The sequence below is a fragment of the Streptomyces acidiscabies genome (genome assembly GCF_020010905.1).
Taxonomy (GTDB): Bacteria; Actinomycetota; Actinomycetes; order Streptomycetales; family Streptomycetaceae; genus Streptomyces; species Streptomyces acidiscabies.
In genome coordinates this window covers 1,907,193-1,926,381 of sequence record NZ_JAGJBY010000001.1, presented here as the reverse complement: position 1 = coordinate 1,926,381, position 19,189 = coordinate 1,907,193, and the positions used below count along the sequence as shown (strand labels likewise).

The 19,189-nt window shown below is 71.1% G+C and carries 16 protein-coding genes; 9 read left to right on the top strand and 7 right to left on the bottom strand.

Features of this window, described 5'->3' with window-relative positions; translation table 11 throughout:
- The first annotated feature begins 99 nt into the window (after positions 1-99).
- Positions 100-714 carry a DUF7691 family protein gene (locus J8M50_RS09120; protein WP_010350184.1) on the top strand — a complete coding sequence of 205 codons (615 nt, stop codon included), beginning with the start codon at positions 100-102 and terminating at the stop codon, positions 712-714.
- A gap of 174 nt (positions 715-888) precedes the next feature.
- Positions 889-1,275, top strand: coding sequence for a VOC family protein (locus tag J8M50_RS09115; protein ID WP_010350186.1), 387 nt, complete (start codon positions 889-891; stop codon positions 1,273-1,275).
- Position 1,276: 1 nt separating this feature from the next.
- On the opposite strand, the gene J8M50_RS09110 is transcribed toward J8M50_RS09115, so the two are convergent.
- The 4 genes from J8M50_RS09110 to J8M50_RS09095 form a co-directional block, all read right to left on the bottom strand.
- Positions 1,277-2,335, bottom strand: a complete 1,059-nt coding sequence (locus J8M50_RS09110; protein WP_010350187.1) for a methyltransferase — start codon at positions 2,333-2,335, stop codon at positions 1,277-1,279.
- A gap of 114 nt (positions 2,336-2,449) precedes the next feature.
- Positions 2,450-4,132: a thiamine pyrophosphate-binding protein gene (locus tag J8M50_RS09105; protein WP_010350188.1), complete on the bottom strand. Its 1,683-nt coding sequence runs from the start codon at positions 4,130-4,132 to the stop codon at positions 2,450-2,452.
- Positions 4,129-5,100, bottom strand: coding sequence for an agmatinase (gene speB, locus J8M50_RS09100; protein ID WP_010350189.1), 972 nt, complete (start codon positions 5,098-5,100; stop codon positions 4,129-4,131). The genes J8M50_RS09105 and speB overlap by 4 nt, the downstream gene beginning before the upstream one ends.
- 49 nt (positions 5,101-5,149) lie before the next feature.
- A complete protein-coding gene (locus tag J8M50_RS09095) occupies positions 5,150-6,622 on the bottom strand; it encodes a sodium:solute symporter family protein (protein ID WP_010350190.1) in 1,473 nt (490 codons plus the stop codon).
- A gap of 138 nt (positions 6,623-6,760) precedes the next feature.
- On the opposite strand from J8M50_RS09095, the gene J8M50_RS09090 reads away from it, so the two are divergent.
- The gene (locus J8M50_RS09090; RefSeq protein WP_223786185.1) at positions 6,761-8,380 is read left to right on the top strand and encodes a PucR family transcriptional regulator; all 1,620 of its coding nucleotides are present in this window, start codon (positions 6,761-6,763) and stop codon (positions 8,378-8,380) included.
- A 73-nt stretch (positions 8,381-8,453) separates the two neighbouring features.
- Positions 8,454-9,242 carry a phosphatase gene (locus tag J8M50_RS09085; protein WP_010350191.1) on the top strand — a complete coding sequence of 263 codons (789 nt, stop codon included), beginning with the start codon at positions 8,454-8,456 and terminating at the stop codon, positions 9,240-9,242.
- 25 nt (positions 9,243-9,267) lie between these two features.
- On the opposite strand, the gene J8M50_RS09080 is transcribed toward J8M50_RS09085, so the two are convergent.
- The 3 genes from J8M50_RS09080 to J8M50_RS09070 form a co-directional block, all read right to left on the bottom strand.
- Positions 9,268-10,140: an acyl-CoA thioesterase gene (locus J8M50_RS09080; RefSeq protein WP_010350192.1), complete on the bottom strand. Its 873-nt coding sequence runs from the start codon at positions 10,138-10,140 to the stop codon at positions 9,268-9,270.
- 47 nt (positions 10,141-10,187) lie between these two features.
- Entirely contained in the window at positions 10,188-11,345 is a 1,158-nt protein-coding gene (locus J8M50_RS09075; protein ID WP_010350193.1) for an acyl-CoA dehydrogenase family protein, read from the bottom strand.
- A 141-nt stretch (positions 11,346-11,486) separates the two neighbouring features.
- A complete protein-coding gene (locus J8M50_RS09070; RefSeq protein WP_223786184.1) occupies positions 11,487-12,086 on the bottom strand; it encodes an SACE_7040 family transcriptional regulator in 600 nt (199 codons plus the stop codon).
- Between the two features lie 85 nt (positions 12,087-12,171).
- Here J8M50_RS09070 and J8M50_RS09065 point away from each other — a divergent pair, with 85 nt between their 5' ends.
- The 5 genes from J8M50_RS09065 (at position 12,172) to J8M50_RS09045 (ending at position 19,134) form a co-directional block, all read left to right on the top strand.
- Positions 12,172-13,788 (top strand): carboxyl transferase domain-containing protein, encoded by a 1,617-nt coding sequence (locus J8M50_RS09065; RefSeq protein WP_010350195.1) that lies wholly within the window; start codon positions 12,172-12,174, stop codon positions 13,786-13,788.
- Positions 13,789-13,894: 106 nt separating this feature from the next.
- Entirely contained in the window at positions 13,895-15,844 is a 1,950-nt protein-coding gene (locus tag J8M50_RS09060; RefSeq protein WP_010350196.1) for an acetyl-CoA carboxylase biotin carboxylase subunit, read from the top strand.
- The gene (locus tag J8M50_RS09055; RefSeq protein WP_010350197.1) at positions 15,837-16,787 is read left to right on the top strand and encodes a hydroxymethylglutaryl-CoA lyase; all 951 of its coding nucleotides are present in this window, start codon (positions 15,837-15,839) and stop codon (positions 16,785-16,787) included. The genes J8M50_RS09060 and J8M50_RS09055 overlap by 8 nt, the downstream gene beginning before the upstream one ends.
- Entirely contained in the window at positions 16,787-17,947 is a 1,161-nt protein-coding gene (locus J8M50_RS09050; protein ID WP_010350198.1) for an acyl-CoA dehydrogenase family protein, read from the top strand. The genes J8M50_RS09055 and J8M50_RS09050 overlap by 1 nt, the downstream gene beginning before the upstream one ends.
- A 134-nt stretch (positions 17,948-18,081) precedes the next feature.
- Positions 18,082-19,134, top strand: a complete 1,053-nt coding sequence (locus J8M50_RS09045; RefSeq protein ID WP_010350199.1) for an ABC transporter substrate-binding protein — start codon at positions 18,082-18,084, stop codon at positions 19,132-19,134.
- Positions 19,135-19,189 lie beyond the last annotated feature (55 nt).

Sequence of the window (19,189 nt, the reverse complement as noted above, 5' to 3'; positions counted from 1 at the left end):
GGGAAAACCCCGACTCCCTTTTCCTGTAAGGGAGTTGGCCTTCCGCAGTCGCGCAGCCGATCATGGGACGAGCGGTCGAGCGGGAGGGGAAGGACGACGGTGAGCTACGCCCTGGAGATGAGTACGGGGGACATGCGGCAGGTGGTCCGGCTACTGACGACGGTGGAGCGGACGCCCGCGCAGGAGGAGCACCTCGGCAGGGTGCGGGAGCACTGCAAGGCACTGGACGTCAGACTTGAGAGCCAGGGGGTGCACTACGACGTACCGGTGATCCGGGCGCTGGAGGAGCTGATCGACGGCGCCCCGTCGAGGACCGTGTCCCCCGCGTACGCGCACGCCTTCCACGAGGTCGTGACGTCCTGCTTCTCGTACACCACGGACCTGGGCAGCTGGCGCCGGATGTCCTGGTTCCAGACGGTCTCCAACGACCTGGCCCGCAACGGCATCCCGCCGACGCTCCTCCCCGAGGCGTTCCTCTTCTCCGGCCCGCCGCTCCCTCTCCCCCACCCGGGCGACGTCCACCCCCGCATCGGCACCCTCTCCCTCCAGCGCGCCGCCGAGGCGGCAACGGCGTACACCGCCGTCCTGGACCGCGTCCACCCCGACTGCCAGGACACGGTCCGCCGCTTCACGGAAGCATTCCGCTTCGAGTTGAACGACTGGCGCCCCAACTCACCGGCGGACACGCTCTTCTTCTGGTTCGACCGACCCTAGAGCCTGGGTCACATCCCCGGCCGGATCAGCGCACGTCGTCTGGTGCGTGCGATCGCAAGGCGCCGGAGCGTCCTCGTGGCGGAGCCACGTGGGCGTTTCGGCAACGCGGCGAGCGGGCGTGCCAGGCGGCGGGCGCCCGGCCGGGGATGTGACCCAGGCTCTTAGACTCCCCGCATGATCGCCGACCTCCAGTGCGTGGTCCTGGACTGCCCAGCCCCCGCCGAACTGGCCGCCTTCTACCACGAGTTGCTGGGCGGCAGGATCGACCACCCGGACCCCCGCTGGTCCCTCGACGAAAACTGGTCCACCCTTCACACCCCCTCCGGCCTGGTCCTCTGCTTCCAGGCGGTCCCGGACCACCGCCCCCCGACCTGGCCGGACCCCACCCGCCCCCAGCAGTTCCATCTGGACCTCGGCGTACGGGACTTGGACGAGGCCCAGACCCAAGTCCTGGCCCTGGGCGCCAAACTCCTCGACGCAGGCTCCCCGAACCACAGTTGGCGAGTCTTCGCGGACCCGGCGGGCCATCCCCTGTGCCTGGTCCGGCACCACGGCGACTGAGTCACCCCTCCACCGCCACCGCCTCCACCACCGACAGCACCGACTCCGTAGGAATCACCCGGCTCAGCCTCAGCCCCGCCGTCTCGAACAGCGTCGCGAAGTCGGAGGCCGTGCGCTCTCGGCCGCCGAAGGAGGTCATCATCATGATGTCGAGGGTCTTGGACTGGTGGGGTGCGTTGCCGGGTGGGACGACGGCGTCGAGGACGAGGACTCGGCCGCCGGGGTGGAGGGAGTCGCGGCAGTGGCGCAGGAGGGTTGCGCAGCGGTCGTCGTCCCAGTCGTGGGTGATGCGTTTCATCATGATGACGTCGCCAGGGGGGACGGATGCGAAGAAGTCGCCGTCCGCCAGGGTCCAGCGGTCGGCGATGGTCTTGTCGCCGGTCAGGCGGTGGCCCGCGAGGACGTGGGCGCGGTCGTACAACACGCCTTCCAGGCCGGGGTTCTGGCGCAACGTCTCCTGGAGGAGGCCGCCGTGGCCGCCGCCGACGTCGACGACCGTACCGCTCGCCGGGAAGTCGTACGCCGCGGCGATGACCGCGTTCTCGGGATCGGACATCGCGGCCATCCCGACGTGGAAGACGGCGGCCGTACGCTCGTCCTGCGCGAAGTAGTCGAAGAACGGCATCCCGAACATCGCGTCGAACGCGGTGACTTGGCCGGTGAGGCAGCGGGACAGCTCCCCGGCGGGCTGCCACATGCTCTGGTCGGTGATCATGAGTACGGCGTCCCGCACGGAACCCGGCACGCCGCCGCGCAGCGCCTGCCCGGCCTCGGTGAGGGTGAACGCCCCGCGCGCGTCCTCCTCGACGATGCCGCGGGTCGCGAGGAGCCGTAGGACGCGGTAGAGCCCGCGCTCGTCCACGCCGGTGGCGACGGCGAGTTGGGCCGGGGTGCGGGGACCGTCGGCGAGGTGGTCGGCGACGCCGGTCTCGGCCGCCGCGCGCAGGGCCGCGGGTTGGAGGAAGCCGAGCGCCTCGTCGACGAGGAACGCGCCGGAACGCCGCAGGCGTTCGCTCTCCGGCTCCGGAACACCCGCCGCACCGGCCTCACCCTGCGCCATGCCGTTCTCCTCACCACGAAGCCAAAAGTAACCCTCTGTTCACCTAGAGTGACATACCGCACCGGCAGAGCGGAACACCCGAAAGAGCCAACCTCCCTCGGGAGTACCCCCCTGCTACAGATGCGTCGGCGCGAACATCCGCAGCACCGCCGGCAGTACCACCACCGAAGGCCCGGGCTCCGCAAGGGACTTGGCCAGATCCTCGGCCAGCGTCTCCACCGAGGTCAGCACCCCCGGCACCCCGAACGACTCGGCCAGCGCCACGAAGTCGGGCCGGACCAGCTCGGTCCCGGCGGCCTCGCCGAACGCGTCGGTCATGTACTCCCGCAGAATCCCGTACCCCCCGTCGTCGACGACGAGCCAGGTCACGTCGAACCCGTACTGCCGGGCCGTGGCCAGCTCGGCGATGGAGTACAGCGCGCCCCCGTCCCCGGACACCGCGAGGACGGGCCGCGTCGGATCGGCGGCGGCAGCCCCCAGCGCCGCGGGGAACGCGTACCCCAACCCCCCGGCCCCCTGGGCGGATTGCATGAGGTTGGGCGCCCCGGCGTCGAACCCGGCCCATGCCCAGTACCCCAGGATGGTCATGTCCCAGAACGACGCGGCCCCCTTGGGCAGTGCACGCCGCACAGCCGCCAACACCCCTTGCTCCAGATCGAGTTGCTGACCGGCGAGCCGCTCCCCCACCTTCGCCAGCAACTCCCGCACCCGCACCGGCGCTTGCTCGTCGACCCGATCGGCCACCGTCTCCAGCAGCGCCTGCACCGCGAGCCGCGCGTCCGCGTGGATGCCGAGCGCGGGATGGTTGGACTCCAACTTGCCCAGATCCGCCTCGACCTGGATCACCCGGCCGCGCGGCCTGAACGTGTGGTAGTTGGAGGACAGTTCACCGAGCCCGGAGCCGAGGACGAGCAACACGTCGGCGTCTTCGAGGAGTTCGGTGGTGTGCCGGTCCTCCATCCACGACTGCAACGACAGCGGGTGCTTCCAGGGGAACGCCCCCTTCCCGCCGTACGTCGTCACGACGGGCGCGGAGAGCCGCTCGGCGAGCTTCCGCAGCTTGCCGGAGGCGTCGGCGCGGACCACCCCACCGCCCGCGACGATCACCGGGCGCTCGGCGCGGGAGAGCAAGTCGGCGGCCACGGCGGTGAGTTCGGGCCGGGGCGCCAGCTCCTCGGGGGTCGCGTCGACGCCGGTCACGACGGGGATCGCGGTCGGCGCGAGGAGCACGTCCTGCGGGATCTCCACCCACACCGGCCCGTGCGGCGCGGACAGCGCGGAGCGCCACGCGTCCGCGATCGCCGAGGGGATCTGCGACTGCGTACGGACGGTGTGGACGGACTTCACGACACCCCTGAACGAGGCCGCCTGGTCCGGGAGTTCGTGGAGGTGGCCGTGGCGTCCGCCGCCGAGCCCGGCGGTCGGGACCTGGCTGCAGATCGCGAGCACCGGAGCCGAGGCGGCAGCCGCCTCCTGGAGCGCGGCGAGCGAGGTCAGCGCGCCGGGCCCGGTGGACAGCAGCAGCGGCGCCGCCTCCCCCGTGACCCGGCCGTACGCGTCGGCCGCGAAGCCCGCATTGTTCTCCACCCTGAGACCGACATACCTGAGAGTGGACCGGCGCAGCGCGTCGAACATGCCGAGCGCGTGCTGGCCGGGCAGTCCGAAGACGGTCGTAGCTCCCAGGCTGTACAGGGTTTCCACGACCAGGTCCCCGCCGATCCGCCCGGCGGGCGGGTTCAGCGCGGCCTCGGTCTGGGCCGCCGTCGGACGGAGGACGAGGTCATGGTCGTGAGTCACTGTGCGCGGGCCTCGGCAATCTGGCGGGACATGAGGGTGACCAGCTCGTACGCCGTGTGGGAGGCGGCGACGGAGGTGATCTCGGCGTGGTCGTAGGCCGGAGCAACCTCTACCACATCGGCGGAAACGAGGTTGCACCCGGACAGGCCACGCAGAATCTCCAGCAGCTCGCGGGACGTCATACCTCCGGCCTCGGGGGTACCCGTACCAGGGGCGTACGCGGGGTCGAGGCAGTCGATGTCGATCGAGATGTACAGCGGCCGGTTCCCGACCCGCTGCCTGAGCTGGTCGGCGACCTCGTCGACGCCGCGCCGCATGACGTCGGCGGAGGTGACGATCCCGAAGCCCATCTTCTCGTCGTCGGTGAGGTCCTGCTTGCCGTAGAGGGGGCCGCGGGTGCCGACGTGCGAGAGCGCCGAGGTGTCGAGGATGCCCTCCTCGACCGCGCGCCGGAACGGGGTGCCGTGCGTGTACTCGGCCCCGAAGTACGTGTCCCAGGTGTCGAGATGGGCGTCGAAGTGCAGCAGGGCGACCGGCCCGTGCTGCTTGGCGACCGACCGCAACAGCGGCAGCGCGATGGTGTGGTCGCCGCCGAGAGTCATCAACCGGGCGCCGCCGTACAGGAGTTGGTCGGCGGCGGCCTCGACCGTCTCGACGGCCTCGTTGATGTCGAACGGGTTCACGGCGATGTCCCCGGCGTCCGCGACCTGCGCGAGCGCGAACGGCGAGGTGTCCTGCGCGGGGTTGTACGGCCGCAGCAGCCGCGAGGCCTCCCGGATCGCGTTCCCGCCGAACCGCGCCCCCGGCCGGTACGAGACGCCGGAGTCGAACGGCACGCCCACGACGGCGACTTCGGCCCGCCCGCCGACCTCGTCGATCCTCGGCAGCCGCGCGAACGTCGCGGGTCCGGCGTAGCGGGGGATCCGGGAGGAGTCGACGGGGCCACGGGGCGTCTCGTACTCAGCCATGCTCAACTGCCTTCTTTCTCACGCCTGTTGGCGTGTTCTGCACTGTCTCCTACGACGAGGTCGTCGCCGTACGGAGCTGATGTTCCGTCAGTTCGGGTGTGTGTCCGGCGAGTCGCTCGCGCCAGGCGGCGAGGACGGCCGCGTCGGTCGGCGGGGTCGCCAGCGAGACGGCGACGTACGCCACGAGAGAGGCCGAAAGGCCGTAGTACACGGGCTCGTTGGCGAGGATGCCGTACGTCGCCATCAGCCCGATGACCGAGCCGCCGCCGACCACGACCGAGGCGAGCGCGCCGTGCACCGTGCCCCGCTTCCACAGCAGGCCGCCGAGGATGGGGACGAGGAGGCCGCCGACGAGGAGGTTGTAGGCGACGGTGAGCGCTTCGACGACGTTGTTCAGCGCGACGGCCGTGCCGATCACCGCGATGCCCATGACCAGGATGAACCGCCGGTTGTCCCGGACCTCGTCGCCGCCGCTCCCGGCGCCGGCCACCTTGCCCCGCAGCCGCGCCCAGATGTCGTTGTTCGCGACCGTCGCGCAGGCGATGAGCGCGCCGGACGACGTCGACATCACCGCCGCGAGCGCCGCCGCCAGCACCAACCCGCGTACCCCGACGGGGAGTTCGTCCTTCACGATCGTCGCGAAGGCGTCGTCCGCCGAACTCAGGTTCGGGTAGAGGACTTTGGCCGCCGTACCGATGACGGCGCCCGCGAGGGCGTACGCGAGGCAGTACGAACCCGCCACCGTGCCGCCCCACTTGGCGGTGCGGTCGCTGCGGGACGTGAACACGCGCTGCCAGATGTCCTGGCCGATGAGCATGCCGAACGTATAGATCAGGACGTAGGTGAAGATCGTCTCGCCGCCGATGCCCAGCGGGTCGAAGTACGAGGTCGGCAACTCGTCGCGCATGGCGCCGAATCCGCCCGCCTTGACGACCGCGATCGGCAGCAGCAGGAGCAGGACGCCGATGGTCTTGACGACGAACTGCACCATGTCCGTCAGGGTGATCGACCACATCCCGCCGAGGGTGGAGTAGGCGACGACGATCGAGCCGCCGAGGACGATCGCGAGGGTGCGGTTCATGTCGAAGAGGACGTCGAAGATCGTGGCGTACGCGATGGTCGAGGTCACCGCCAGCATCAGGGTGTAGGCCCACATGACCACCCCGGAGATCACCCCGGCCCTGCCACCCCCGTACCTGAGGTCGAGCATCTCGGAGACGGTGTACACCTTGAGGCGGGCGATCCGCGCGGAGAAGAAGACGCTCAGGGCGAGCAGACCGAGGCCGATGGTGAAGACCATCCAGGCGCCGGAGAGGCCGTACTGATACCCGAGACCTACCCCGCCGATGGTGGACGCGCCGCCGAGGACGATCGCGGCCATCGTCCCGGAGTACATCGCGGGACCGAGCCGGCGGCCCGCCACCAGGAACTCGCTCTTCGAGCGGGCGCGGCGCATGCCCCACCAGCCCATGGCCAGCATCCCGGCCAGGTAGACGACGATCACGGTGTAGTCGACGGCCATGGAATCCCTCACTGTGGCTGCGCGCGGGGGCGCTCGTTGTCGCCGTGCGGGTGACGGACTCCGACATTAGGTGGCCGGAAAGCGACTGCGAAGTGTACGTTTCCCACACCCTCGCGGTCCGGGATGGAGGAAACGCACATGCATGGCGAACCGCCGGTCACATCGCCGCCTCCGCCCGCCGTCCCTCCCACCCCGCCCGTCCCCCTCTCCGCCCTCCTCGCCCGCGAGGATCTCGCCCTGCGGCAGATCGCCGGTCCCTCGGACCCGGCCACCGTCCTGTACGGCGCCCTCACCTCCGAGATGGCCGACCCCTACCCGTACCTCCTGGGAGGGGAGTTGCTCCTCACGGCGGGCGTCCACATCCCGGAGGCCACCGGTTCGGGGACGTACTTCGACGACTACGTCTCCAGGGTGATCGCCGCGGGCGGCGTGGCTCTCGGGTTCGGGGTCGCCCCCGTCCACGACACCGTCCCCCGCGCCCTGGTCGCCGCCTGCGAGTCGTACGGGTTGCCGCTGATCGAGGTACCCGAGGAGACGACGTTCGCGGCGGTCGCCCGTGCGATGTGGCAGTTGATGGAGCGGGCTCGTACCTCGGAGTTACGCCGGGTGACGGAGGCCCAGCAGAGCCTCGCGGCGGCGGCGTCGCGTCCGGACCCGGTCCCGGCGGTGCTGCGGCAGCTGGCCCAGCGGACCGGGGGGCGGGCGGTGCTGTTCGGGCCGGAGGGGGTGGAGGTCGCGGCGGCGGGGACGGTGGGCGGGGCTTCCCTGGCGGGCGCAGCTTCCGGGACGGGCGCGGCCTCCGGAGCAGGCGTGGACGCCTCTCTCGCCGCGCTGGCCCACCTCGTCACGACCCGCGCCTCGGTGACGGCCACCGACACGGATCCCGCCACGGGGGTACACCTCGCGGCGTACGCCTTGGGTACTACGGGGGCTACGACGCCCCCTCGCACCCCGAGTACCACCCCCACCCCCCGCCGCCCCTTCGCCCTCGCCGTAGCCTCCCCCCACCGCACCCCCGCCGACCACACCATCACCTCGGTCGCCGCCGTCCTCCTCACCCTCCTCACCGACGAACGCCAGAGCGCCCCGGAGACGACCCGCACGACCTCCCTCGTACGCCTCCTCCTGGGCGCGCCCCCGGCGGAGGTCGCCCCCCTCCTCGGCGCCGACCGCTGGATCGTCGTCCACGCCCGCCGGACGAACCGCCCCTCCCCCACCCCCCTCGACCCCCACCCCGCCCTCACCCTCGCCTCATCCCTGGGTACCCCCCTCGTAGACCTCACCCCCGACCTGATCCGCCTCCTCCTCCCCGCAGACCAGGACCCGTACCCCACCCCGCACCCCCCACCCGGCTGGTCCCTGGGTATGAGCGCCCCCGTCACCCCCGCCGACTGGCCGGCGGCCGACGCACAAGCCGCCCGAGCGCTCGCCCGGGCCCTGGCCACCCGCATCCCCCTCGTCCAGCACACCGCCCGCACCGCGCTCACCGCGCTGATCTCCCCCCAGGACGCCGAGGCGCACGCGCGGGTGCTGCTCGCGCCGGTCGCCGAGAACCCGGCGCTGACCGAGACGCTGCGCACCTGGCTGTCCCTGCACGGGAGTTGGGACCGTACGGCGGTGGCGCTCGGCGTGCACCGCAACACCGTCCGCCAACGCATCGCGCGCTGCGCGGGGTTGCTGGGTACGGACCTGGACGATCCGGACGTACGGATGGAGTTGTGGTTCGCGCTGCGGCAACGGCCGGGCGGCGAGGCATGATCGCCGACGTGACCCACGTCCCAGCGGCCACAACCGCGCTGACGCGCACAGGCGTCCGGTCCAGAATGGGGGTATGCCGATACCCCGGATCCCCACCCGCAGCGAGCTCGTCGACCACTTGGTGAAGACCCGCATCGCGGGCCAGGTGGCCACACCGCGCGAGAACAACCTCTCTCACTACCGTCAACTCGCCAATGGGGTGCGGAACTTCTGGCTCGGCCTCGAACTGGGCGACCGGTGGGCGGACGAGCAGGACGTGCTCGCGGTGATGGCGGAGCGGGTCGGGGTGAACGACGATCCGGAGTACCGGTACGGGCAGGACACGATCGACCCGGAGCTGACGGTCGACGCGCTGGACCGGATGGCGGCGCGGCTGCGCAAGGCGGCGGACGGGCACCAGCGGGTACTGTTCGCGACGGGCCACCCCGGCGGGCTGCTGGACGTGCACCGCACGGTCGCCGCCGCCCTGCACACCGCGGGCTGCGACATCGTGGTGATCCCGGACGGCCTCCAGACGGAGGAGGGGTACGTCATGCAGTTCGCCGACGTCGCGGTCCTCGAACACGGCGCGACCCTCTGGCACACGCACTCCGGCGAGCCCATGCGGCAGATCCTCACGGCCCTCGAACGCACCGCCCGCGACCTGCCCGACCTCGTCGTCGCCGACCACGGCTGGGCCGGGTACGCGGGCCAGCACGGCATCGACTCCGTGGGGTACGCCGACTGCAACGACCCCGCCCTGTTCCTCGCGGAGTCGGAGGGGACGGTACAGGTGGCGGTGCCGCTGGACGATCACGTCGTCAGCCCCAGGTACTACGACCCGATGGTGACGTACCTGCTGGCGGAAGCGGGGCTGAGATGACCCGTAGCCCTCAGGACGTACCCGGCTAACTCTCGCGGGGGACCCGGACCACACCCTCCTGGATCACCGAGATCGCCAGCTGCCCGTCCTGCGTATAGATCCGTGCCTGCCCCAGCCCCCGCCCCCCGTGCGCCGACGGCGACTCCTGGTCGTACAGGAGCCATTCGTCGGCCCGGAAAGGCCGGTGGAACCACATCGCGTGGTCCAGGGAGGCCCCGACGACGTCCCCGACGGCCCAGCCCCCGCGCCCGTGCGCGAGCAGGACCGAGTCGAGGAGCGTCATATCGGAGACGTACGTCGCGAGGACTACGTGGAGCAGCGGGTCGTCGGCCAGCTTGCCGTTCGTGCGGAACCAGACCTGGGAGTGCGGCTCGCGGGGTTCGCCGTACTTGCCGTACGGGGGCTCCTCGACGTACCGCAGGTCGATCGCCTCGCGGGATGCGAGGAAGCGCTCGACGACGTCCGGCGCCAAGTGGCCGTACCCGCGCAGCCGTTCGTGGCTGGTCGGGAGGGTCTCGGGGTCGGGCGCGGGCGGTATCGGGGTCTGGTGGTCGAGACCGTCCTCGTACGTCTGGAAGGACGCCGACAGGGCGAAGATCGGCCGGCCGTGCTGGACGGCGACCGCGCGGCGGGTCGTGAAGGAGCGGCCGTCGCGCAGGCGCTCGACCGTGTAGACGATCGGCGCGCCGGGGTCGCCGGGGCGCAGGAAGTAGGCGTGCAGGGAGTGCGCGAGCCGGTCCGGCGGGACCGTGCGCCCCGCCGCGACCAGCGCCTGAGCCGCGACCTGCCCGCCGAAGACCCGGGGGACGACGGCGGAGCGGGACTGGCCGCGGAAGATGTTCTCCTCGATCTGCTCAAGGTCGAGCAGATCGAGAAGATCGTGCAGTGCCTCGGTCATGGCCCCTATTTCTACTGACTTGTCGTTACAGGGGCCCTTCCCGCTGCTTACAGGCCCATGTTCTTCGCGATGATCGACTTCATGATCTCGCTGGTGCCGCCGTAGATGCGGTTGACGCGGTTGTCCGCGTACAGGCGGGCGATCGGGTACTCGTTCATGAAGCCGTAGCCGCCGTGCAGCTGGAGGCAGCGGTCGATGACGCGGTGCGCGACCTCGGTGGTGAAGAGCTTCGCGGAGGCGGCCTCGGCGGGGGTCAGCTCGCCCGCGTCGAGCGCCTCGGTGGCACGGTCGACGACGGCCTCGGCGGCGTCCACCTCGGCCTGGCAGGCGGCGAGTTCGAACTTGGTGTTCTGGAACGCGGCGACCGGCTGGCCGAAGACGACGCGGTCCTTGACGTACTGCGTGGCGAACCGGATCGCGGCCTTCGCCTGCGCGTACGCGCCGTAGGCGATGCCCCAGCGCTCGGAGGCGAGGTTGTGGCCGAGGTAGTAGAAGCCCTTGTTCTCCTCGCCGAGGAGGTCCTCGACGGGGACCTTGACGTCGACGAACGCCAGCTCGGCGGTGTCGGAGGTCTTCAGGCCGAGCTTGTCGAGCTTGCGGCCGACGGAGTAGCCCTCGGCCTTCGTGTCGACGACGAAGAGCGAGATGCCGTGACGGCGGTCCTCGGCACTCTGCGGGGAGGTGCGGGCGCAGACGATCATGCGGTCGGCGTGGACGCCGCCGGTGATGAAGGTCTTGGCGCCGTTGAGGACGTAGTGCGTGCCGTCGTCGCTCAGCTTGGCGGTCGTCTTCATGCCGGCGAGGTCGGAGCCGGTGCCCGGCTCGGTCATCGCGATGGCCCACATCTCCTCGCCGGAGACGAACTTCGGGAGGTAGCGCTTCTTCTGCTCGTCGGTGGCGAGCAGCTTCACGTACGGCAGGCCCAGCAGCGTGTGCACGCCGGAGCCGCCGAACGTCACGCCCGCGCGCGCGGTCTCCTCGTAGATGATCGCCTCGAACTTGTACGAGTCGATGCCGGCGCCGCCGTACTCCTCGGCGACCTGGATCCCGAACACGCCCAGCTCGGCGAGCTTGAGATAGAACTCCCGCGGCGCCTGGCCGGCGGCGAACCACTCGTCGTACACCGGCACGACCTCGGCCTCGATGAACGCCCGAAGGGTCTCCCGGAACGCCTCGTGATCCTCGTTGAACACCGTACGGCGCACGCCGCCACCTCCCACTACATGTCTAAGCGCTTGCTCATACCCCAAGATACCGGTGGGTAGCGAGCAGCGTCCAGAGATGCAGGTCACTTCGGGGGAACCGGCGCGCGTACGCGTGAATCCCCACCCCTACGCGCGCGTACGTCACTCCCCCTCCGCCGCCGCCCCGAACGCCCCCCGAGCCATCCGGTGCAGCAACCGCGCCGTGTCCCCGCGCCCCGGCAGCGACCCCGCGCGCCCGAGGTGCGGCGTCGAGTTCAGCAGGCCGAAGACCGAGTGGACGGCGGAACGCGCGGCGGGTTCGGCGAGGTCCGGGTACACCTCGCGCACGACCCCCACCCACAGCTCGACGTACTGCCGCTGGAGCTGGCGGACGAGCTTGCGGTCGCTGTCGCACAGGCGGTCCAGTTCGCGGTCGTGGAGGGTGATGAGGGGCCGGTCGTCGAGGGCGAAGTCGATGTGGCCCTCGACGAGGGAGTCCAGCACGCGCGCGGGAGGCTCGGCGGCGGACTCCTGGAGGCGGCGGCGCGCGCCCGTGAGGAGCTGGCCGCTGATGCCGACGAGGAGTTCCGCGAGCATCGCGTCCTTGCCGGCGAAGTGCCGGTAGAGCCCGGGTCCACTGATGCCGACGGCCGCGCCTATCTCGTCGACGCCGACGCCGTGGAACCCGCGCTCGGCGAAGAGCCGCGCGGCCTCTCGGAGGATCTGGTCGCGCCGGGTGGGAGCGTCGGTTCGGGTGCCCATGAAATCAATTCTAGACAGGCTTGTTAGCGGTCGTTAACATGGAGGACATGGGTTAACGCTCATTAACTTCGGAGGGGAGCGCGACATGGCGCAGGAACCCGTGCTGACCAGCGCGGCAGACCCCGCGTCGGAGACGTGGCGGGCGAACGAGGCGGCGCACCGGGCCCTCGTCGAGGAGCTGCGCGGCAAGCTCGCGGCGGCCAGCCTCGGCGGCGGCGAGAGGGCCCGCGCCCGGCACACCGCGCGCGGCAAGCTCCTCCCGCGCGACCGCGTGGACACCCTCCTGGACCCCGGTTCCCCGTTCCTGGAGCTGGCCCCGCTCGCGGCCGAGGGGATGTACGACGGCCAGGCCCCGGCGGCCGGCGTCATCGCGGGCATCGGCCGCGTGAGCGGGCGCGAGTGCGTGATCGTCGCGAACGACGCCACGGTCAAGGGCGGGACGTACTACCCGATGACCGTGAAGAAGCACCTGCGCGCGCAGGAGGTCGCCCTCGACAACCGCCTCCCCTGCGTGTATCTGGTGGACTCGGGCGGCGCCTTCCTCCCGATGCAGGACGAGGTCTTCCCGGACCGCGACCACTTCGGCCGCATCTTCTACAACCAGGCCCGCATGTCCGGCGCGGGCATCCCGCAGATCGCCGCCGTCATGGGCTCGTGCACGGCGGGCGGCGCGTACGTCCCCGCGATGAGCGACGAAGCGGTGATCGTCCGGAACCAGGGCACGATCTTCCTGGGCGGCCCCCCGCTGGTGAAGGCGGCCACGGGCGAGGTCGTCACGGCGGAGGAGCTGGGCGGCGGCGAGGTCCACGCGCGTGTGTCGGGCGTGACGGACCACCTCGCGGAGGACGACGCGCACGCGCTGCGCATCGTCAGGAACATCGTCGCCACCCTCCCCGCGCGCGGGACGCTCCCCTGGGAGGTGCGGCAGGCGGCGGAGCCGAAGGTCGACCCGTACGGCCTGTACGGCGCGGTCCCGGTGGACCCGCGCACCCCGTACGACGTCCGCGAGGTCATCGCGCGCATCGCGGACGGCTCGCGGTTCGCGGAGTTCAAGGCGGAGTTCGGCCAGACCCTGGTCACCGGCTTCGCGCACATCCACGGCCACCCCGTCGGCATCGTCGCCAACAACGGCATCCTGTTCTCCGAGTCGGCCCAGAAGGGCGCCCACTTCATCGAGCTGTGCGACCAGCGCGGCGTCCCGCTGCTGTTCCTCCAGAACATCTCGGGCTTCATGGTCGGCAAGGACTACGAGGCGGGCGGCATCGCGAAGCACGGCGCGAAGATGGTCACCGCCGTCGCGTGCACGCGCGTACCGAAGCTGACGGTCGTGATCGGCGGCTCGTACGGCGCGGGCAACTACTCGATGTGCGGCCGGGCCTACTCCCCCCGCTTCCTGTGGATGTGGCCCGGCGCGAAGATCTCCGTCATGGGCGGCGAACAGGCCGCCTCGGTCCTGGCGACCGTCAAGCGCGACCAGCTGGAGGCGCGCGGCGAGGAGTGGCCGGCCACCGACGAGGACGCCTTCAAGGCGCCGATCCGCGCACAGTACGACCAGCAGGGCAGCGCCTACTACGCGACGGCGCGCCTGTGGGACGACGGCGTGATCGACCCCCTGGAGACCCGCCAGGTCCTCGGACTCGCCCTGACCGCCTGCGCCAACGCGCCGCTGGGTGACCCCCAGTTCGGCGTCTTCCGGATGTGAGGGCTGCCTTTGCGGCTAAACCGCCGCCGCTCTCGCGGACCTGGTTGCTCGCCGTCGTGGTTCCTCAATTAATGGTTGCGGTGATCTCGTGGAAAGAGAGTTCTTCATGATTGGGACCGTTCTGGTCGCCAACCGGGGCGAGATCGCCGTCCGCGTAATCCGTACGCTCCGTGCGCTGGGCGTCCGCTCCGTCGCCGTCTTCTCGGACGCCGACGCGGACGCGCGGCACGTCCGCGAGGCCGACACGGCCGTACGGATCGGCCCGGCGCCCGCGTCGGAGAGCTACCTGTCGGCGGAGCGCATCCTGGAGACCGCCGCCCGCACGGGCGCGCAGGCGGTCCACCCCGGGTACGGCTTCCTCGCGGAGAACGCCTCCTTCGCGCGCGCCTGCGCCGAGGCGGGGCTCGTCTTCATCGGCCCGCCTCCCGAGGCGATCGCGCTGATGGGCGACAAGATCCGCGCCAAGGAGACGGTGGAGGCGGCCGGTGTCCCCGTCGTCCCGGGCGGGCGTGACCCCGAACTCGCCGAGGCGGCCCGTGCGTTGGGCGCCCCCGTCCTGCTCAAGCCCAGCGCGGGCGGCGGCGGCAAGGGCATGCGCCTGGTGCGCGACATGGCCGCGCTGGACGACGAGATCGCCGCCGCGCGCCGCGAGGCCCGCGCCTCCTTCGGCGACGACACGCTCCTGGTCGAGCGCTGGATCGACCGCCCCCGGCACATCGAGATCCAGGTGCTGGCCGACAGCCACGGCAACGTCGTCCACCTGGGCGAGCGCGAGTGCTCCCTCCAGCGGCGCCACCAGAAGGTGATCGAGGAGGCCCCCTCGGTCTTCCTCGACGCGTCCGCGCGCGCGGCGATGGGCGAGGCGGCGGTGCAGGCGGCGCGCTCGTGCGGGTACGTCGGCGCGGGGACGGTCGAGTTCATCGTCCCCGGGAGCGACCCGGCGCAGTACTGCTTCATGGAGATGAACACCCGCCTCCAGGTGGAGCACCCGGTCACCGAACTCGTCACCGGCGTCGACCTGGTGGAGTGGCAACTGAGGGTCGCCGCCGGGGAGAAGCTCCCCTTCACGCAGGACGACGTCACTCTCAAGGGCCACGCGGTGGAGGCCCGCCTCTGCGCCGAGGACCCCGCGCGCGGGTTCCTCCCGACCGGCGGGACGGTCCTGCGGCTCCGCGAGCCCCAGGGCGACGGCATCCGCACCGACTCCGGGCTCAGCGAGGGCACCGAGGTCGGCAGCCTGTACGACCCGATGCTCGCGAAGGTCATCGCGTACGGGCCGGACCGCGAGACGGCCCTGCGCAGGCTCCGGGGCGCCCTCGGGGAGACGGTCACCCTGGGGGTGCAGACCAACGCGGGGTTCCTGCGCGCGCTCCTGGCCCATCCGGCGGTCGTCGCGGGCGAGCTGGACACCGGGCTCGTCGAGCGCGTCGCGGAGGACCTGGTCTCCGACGCGGTGCCGGAGGAGGTGTACGAGGCGGCGGCGGCCGTACGGCTGGAGGCGCTCCGGCCGGCCCGGCAGGGGTGGGTGGACCCCTTCTCCGTACCGAGCGGCTGGCGGCTGGGCGGCGAGCCGAAGCGCACGGCCTTCCACCTGAAGGTGCGCGACCCGCTGGAGTACACCCCGCGCGGGACGCACACCGTCACCCCCGACCAGGTCTCCGTCACGCTGGACGGCCTGCGTCACACGTTCCACCGGGCGGACGACTGGCTGGGCCGCGACGGCGACGCCTGGCAGGTCCGCGACCACGACCCGGTCGCCGCCTCCCTGACGGCCACCACGCGCGCGGGCGCCGACGCCCTCACCGCCCCGATGCCCGGCACGGTCACGGTCGTCAAGGTCGCGACCGGCGACGAAGTCACCGCGGGCCAGAGCCTGTTGGTCGTCGAGGCGATGAAGATGGAGCACGTCATCACGGCCCCGCACGCGGGCACGGTCACCGAACTCGACGTCACCCCGGGCACGACGGTCGCCATGGACCAGGTCCTGGCCGTCGTCACCCCGAACGAACCGAACGACCCGACCGGCGCCCCTCCCCAGGAGGCCCCCGATGCCTGAACTCCCCATGACCGTCCCGGCCGACGGCCTCCCCGCACGCGTACGCATCCACGAAGTCGGCGCCAGGGACGGCCTCCAGAACGAGAAGACGACCGTCCCCACGGAGATCAAGGCGGAGTTCATCCGCCGCCTGGCCGCCGCCGGCCTCACCACCATCGAGGCGACGAGCTTCGTCCACCCCAAGTGGGTCCCCCAACTGGCGGACGCGGAGGCCCTGTTCCCGCAGATCAGCCAACTCCCGGTGGATCTCCCGGTGTTGGTCCCCAACGACCGCGGCCTCGACCGGGCCCTCGCGCTCGGCGCCACCCGGATCGCCGTCTTCGCCAGCGCCACGGAGTCCTTCGCCAAGGCCAACCTGAACCGCACGGTCGACGAGTCCCTGAAGATGTTCGAACCGGTGGTCACGCGCGCGAAGGAGCACAAAGCCCACGTCCGCGGCTACCTCTCGATGTGCTTCGGCGACCCCTGGGAGGGCCCGGTCCCGATCCCCCAGGTCGTCAGGGTCGCCAAGGCCCTGCACACCATGGGCTGCGACGAGTTGAGCCTCGGCGACACGATCGGCGTGGCGACCCCGGGCCACGTGAAAGCCCTCCTCGCAGCGCTCAATGAGGCTCAAGTCCCCACCTCCGCCCTGGCCGTCCACTTCCACGACACCTACGGCCAGGCCCTCGCCAACACCCTCGCCGCCCTCCAGCACGGCGTCACCACGGTCGACGCCTCCGCAGGGGGCCTCGGCGGCTGCCCGTTCGCCAAGTCGGCCACCGGCAACCTCGCCACCGAGGACCTCGTGTGGATGCTCCAGGGCCTCGGCATCGACACGGGCACCGACCTCGGCCAACTCGTCGCCACGAGCGCATGGTTGGCCGGTCACCTGGGCCGCCCGAGCCCGTCCCGAACCGTCCGCGCCCTCGCCCGCGAGGAACTCTCCCACAAGGAACAGTGATGGACTACCGCCTCTCCCCCGAGCTGGAAGAACTCCGCCGCACGGTCGAGGAGTTCGCGCACGACGTCGTGGCCCCCAAGATCGGCGACTTCTACGAACGGCACGAGTTCCCGTACGAAATCGTCCGCGAGATGGGCCGCATGGGCCTGTTCGGCCTCCCGTTCCCGGAGGAGTACGGCGGGATGGGCGGCGACTACCTCGCGCTGGGCGTCGCGCTGGAGGAACTGGCCCGCGTCGACTCGTCGGTGGCGATCACCCTGGAGGCGGGCGTCTCGCTGGGCGCGATGCCGATCCACCTGTTCGGCACGGACGAGCAGAAGAGCGAGTGGCTCCCGCGCCTGTGCACGGGCGAACTCCTCGGCGCCTTCGGCCTGACGGAGCCGGACGGCGGCAGCGACGCGGGCGCGACGCGCACGACGGCCCGCCTCGACCCGGAGACGGACGAATGGGTCATCAACGGCACGAAGTGCTTCATCACCAACTCGGGTACGGACATCACGGGGTTGGTGACCGTGACGGCGGTCACCGGCCGCAAGCCGGACGGCAAGCCGCTGATCTCGTCGATCATCGTCCCGTCGGGGACACCGGGGTTCACGGTCGCGGCCCCCTACTCGAAGGTCGGCTGGAACGCCTCCGACACCCGCGAGCTGTCCTTCGCGGACGTGCGCGTCCCCGCCGCGAACCTCCTCGGTGAACTCGGCCGCGGCTACGCCCAGTTCCTGCGCATCCTGGACGAGGGCCGGATCGCGATCGCCGCGCTGGGGACGGGTCTCGCGCAGGGCTGCGTGGACGAGTCGGTGAAGTACGCGAAGGAGCGCGAGGCGTTCGGCCGCCCGATCGGCGCGAACCAGGCCATCCAGTTCAAGATCGCCGACATGGAGCTGAAGGCGCACACCGCGCGCCTGGCGTGGCGGGACGCGGCGGCGCGGCTGGTCGCCGGTGAACCCTTCAAGAAGGAGGCGGCGTTGGCCAAGCTGCACTCCTCGACGGTCGCGGTCGACAACGCGCGCGACGCGACGCAGATCCACGGCGGCTACGGCTTCATGAACGAGTACCCGGTGGCCAGAATGTGGCGCGACTCGAAGATCCTGGAGATCGGGGAGGGTACGAGCGAGGTGCAACGGATGTTGATTGCAAGGGAGTTGGGCCTCGTGGGCTGACATTCGGCATCCCACAGGCCACACACAGCTTTCGTTCCAAGGCGACCACCCCTAGGAAGATCTACTTAGGTTAGGCTAACCTAGCTTCGATCTGTCCCGGCGGTGATCCCGCACGTCCGAAAGCAGCCTTCCCCATGCCCAACGCCAGAACCACCCACCTCACCCGCCGCGGCGTCCTGGCCGCCGGCGGGGCCCTCGGCCTCGGTGCCGCCCTCGCCGCCTGCGGGGACGACGACGCGAAAAGCGGTGGTTCCGACGCGTCGGCGAGCGCGAACACCGCCAAGTCGGGCCCGTGGACGTTCAAGGACGACCGCGGTACGACCGTGAAGCTCGACAAGATCCCCTCGACGATCGTCGCCTTCACCGGCGTCGGCGCCGCGCTCTTCGACTACGGCATCCAGGTCAAGGGCGTCTTCGGCCCGACGAAGACGCCCGCGGGCAAGGCCGATGTCCAGGCCGGCGACATGGACGTCTCGAAGGTCGAGATCCTCGGCAACGTGTGGGACGAGTTCAACGTCGAGAAGTACGCCGCCCTCGCGCCGGACGTCCTCGTCTCCACGATGTTCGACACGGCCGGCACCCTCTGGTACGTCCCCGAGGCGTCCAAGGACAAGATCGCCAAGTTGGCGCCCAGCGTGGGCCTTTCGGTGTACGACCGCCAGCTCACCGCGCCGCTGGAGCGCATGTGGGAGCTGGCCGAGTCGCTCGGCGCGGACATGACGGCCGCGAAGGCGACCGCCGCGAAGAAACGGTTCGAGGACGCGGCGGCCCGGCTGCGCGCCGCCACCAAGGCGAAGCCCGACATCAAGGTCCTCGCCGGTTCCGCGAGCGCCGAGCTGTTCTACGTCTCCGGCAGCAACCTCTCCATCGACCTGGAGTACTTCAAGGCCCTCGGCGTCAACTTCGTCGAGCCCCCGGCCGGCACGCTCAAGGCGAGCGGCGGCTGGTTCGAGCCGCTGAGCTGGGAGAACGTCGACAAGTACCCGGCGGACCTGATCCTGATGGACGACCGCACCTCGGCGATCCAGCCCTCGGCGATCACCAAGGACACCTGGAAGAAGCTCCCCGCCGTCAAGGCCGGCCAGGTCATCGCGCGTTCGCCCGAGCCGATCCTGTCGTACGACAAGTGCGCGCCGCTCCTGGAGAACCTCGCGGCGGCCATCGAGAAGGCGAAGAAGGTCTCCTGATCCCCGCGTGACCGATCACCCCGTTCCCCCCACACACACGCCGCCGCCGTCCCCT

What these genes read in the sequence shown, in the direction of transcription:
- J8M50_RS09070 (WP_223786184.1), bottom strand. Translation starts at nt 12,086, where the DNA reads ATGGGCACCCGAACCGACGCTCCCACCCGGCGCGACCAGATCCTCCGA.
- J8M50_RS09115 (WP_010350186.1), top strand. Translation starts at nt 889, where the DNA reads ATGATCGCCGACCTCCAGTGCGTGGTCCTGGACTGCCCAGCCCCCGCC.
- J8M50_RS09095 (WP_010350190.1), bottom strand. Translation starts at nt 6,622, where the DNA reads ATGGCCGTCGACTACACCGTGATCGTCGTCTACCTGGCCGGGATGCTG.
- J8M50_RS09085 (WP_010350191.1), top strand. Translation starts at nt 8,454, where the DNA reads ATGCCGATACCCCGGATCCCCACCCGCAGCGAGCTCGTCGACCACTTG.
- speB (WP_010350189.1), bottom strand. Translation starts at nt 5,100, where the DNA reads ATGGCTGAGTACGAGACGCCCCGTGGCCCCGTCGACTCCTCCCGGATC.
- J8M50_RS09090 (WP_223786185.1), top strand. Translation starts at nt 6,761, where the DNA reads ATGCATGGCGAACCGCCGGTCACATCGCCGCCTCCGCCCGCCGTCCCT.
- J8M50_RS09045 (WP_010350199.1), top strand. Translation starts at nt 18,082, where the DNA reads ATGCCCAACGCCAGAACCACCCACCTCACCCGCCGCGGCGTCCTGGCC.
- J8M50_RS09050 (WP_010350198.1), top strand. Translation starts at nt 16,787, where the DNA reads ATGGACTACCGCCTCTCCCCCGAGCTGGAAGAACTCCGCCGCACGGTC.
- J8M50_RS09060 (WP_010350196.1), top strand. Translation starts at nt 13,895, where the DNA reads ATGATTGGGACCGTTCTGGTCGCCAACCGGGGCGAGATCGCCGTCCGC.
- J8M50_RS09065 (WP_010350195.1), top strand. Translation starts at nt 12,172, where the DNA reads ATGGCGCAGGAACCCGTGCTGACCAGCGCGGCAGACCCCGCGTCGGAG.
- J8M50_RS09055 (WP_010350197.1), top strand. Translation starts at nt 15,837, where the DNA reads ATGCCTGAACTCCCCATGACCGTCCCGGCCGACGGCCTCCCCGCACGC.
- J8M50_RS09110 (WP_010350187.1), bottom strand. Translation starts at nt 2,335, where the DNA reads ATGGCGCAGGGTGAGGCCGGTGCGGCGGGTGTTCCGGAGCCGGAGAGC.
- J8M50_RS09080 (WP_010350192.1), bottom strand. Translation starts at nt 10,140, where the DNA reads ATGACCGAGGCACTGCACGATCTTCTCGATCTGCTCGACCTTGAGCAG.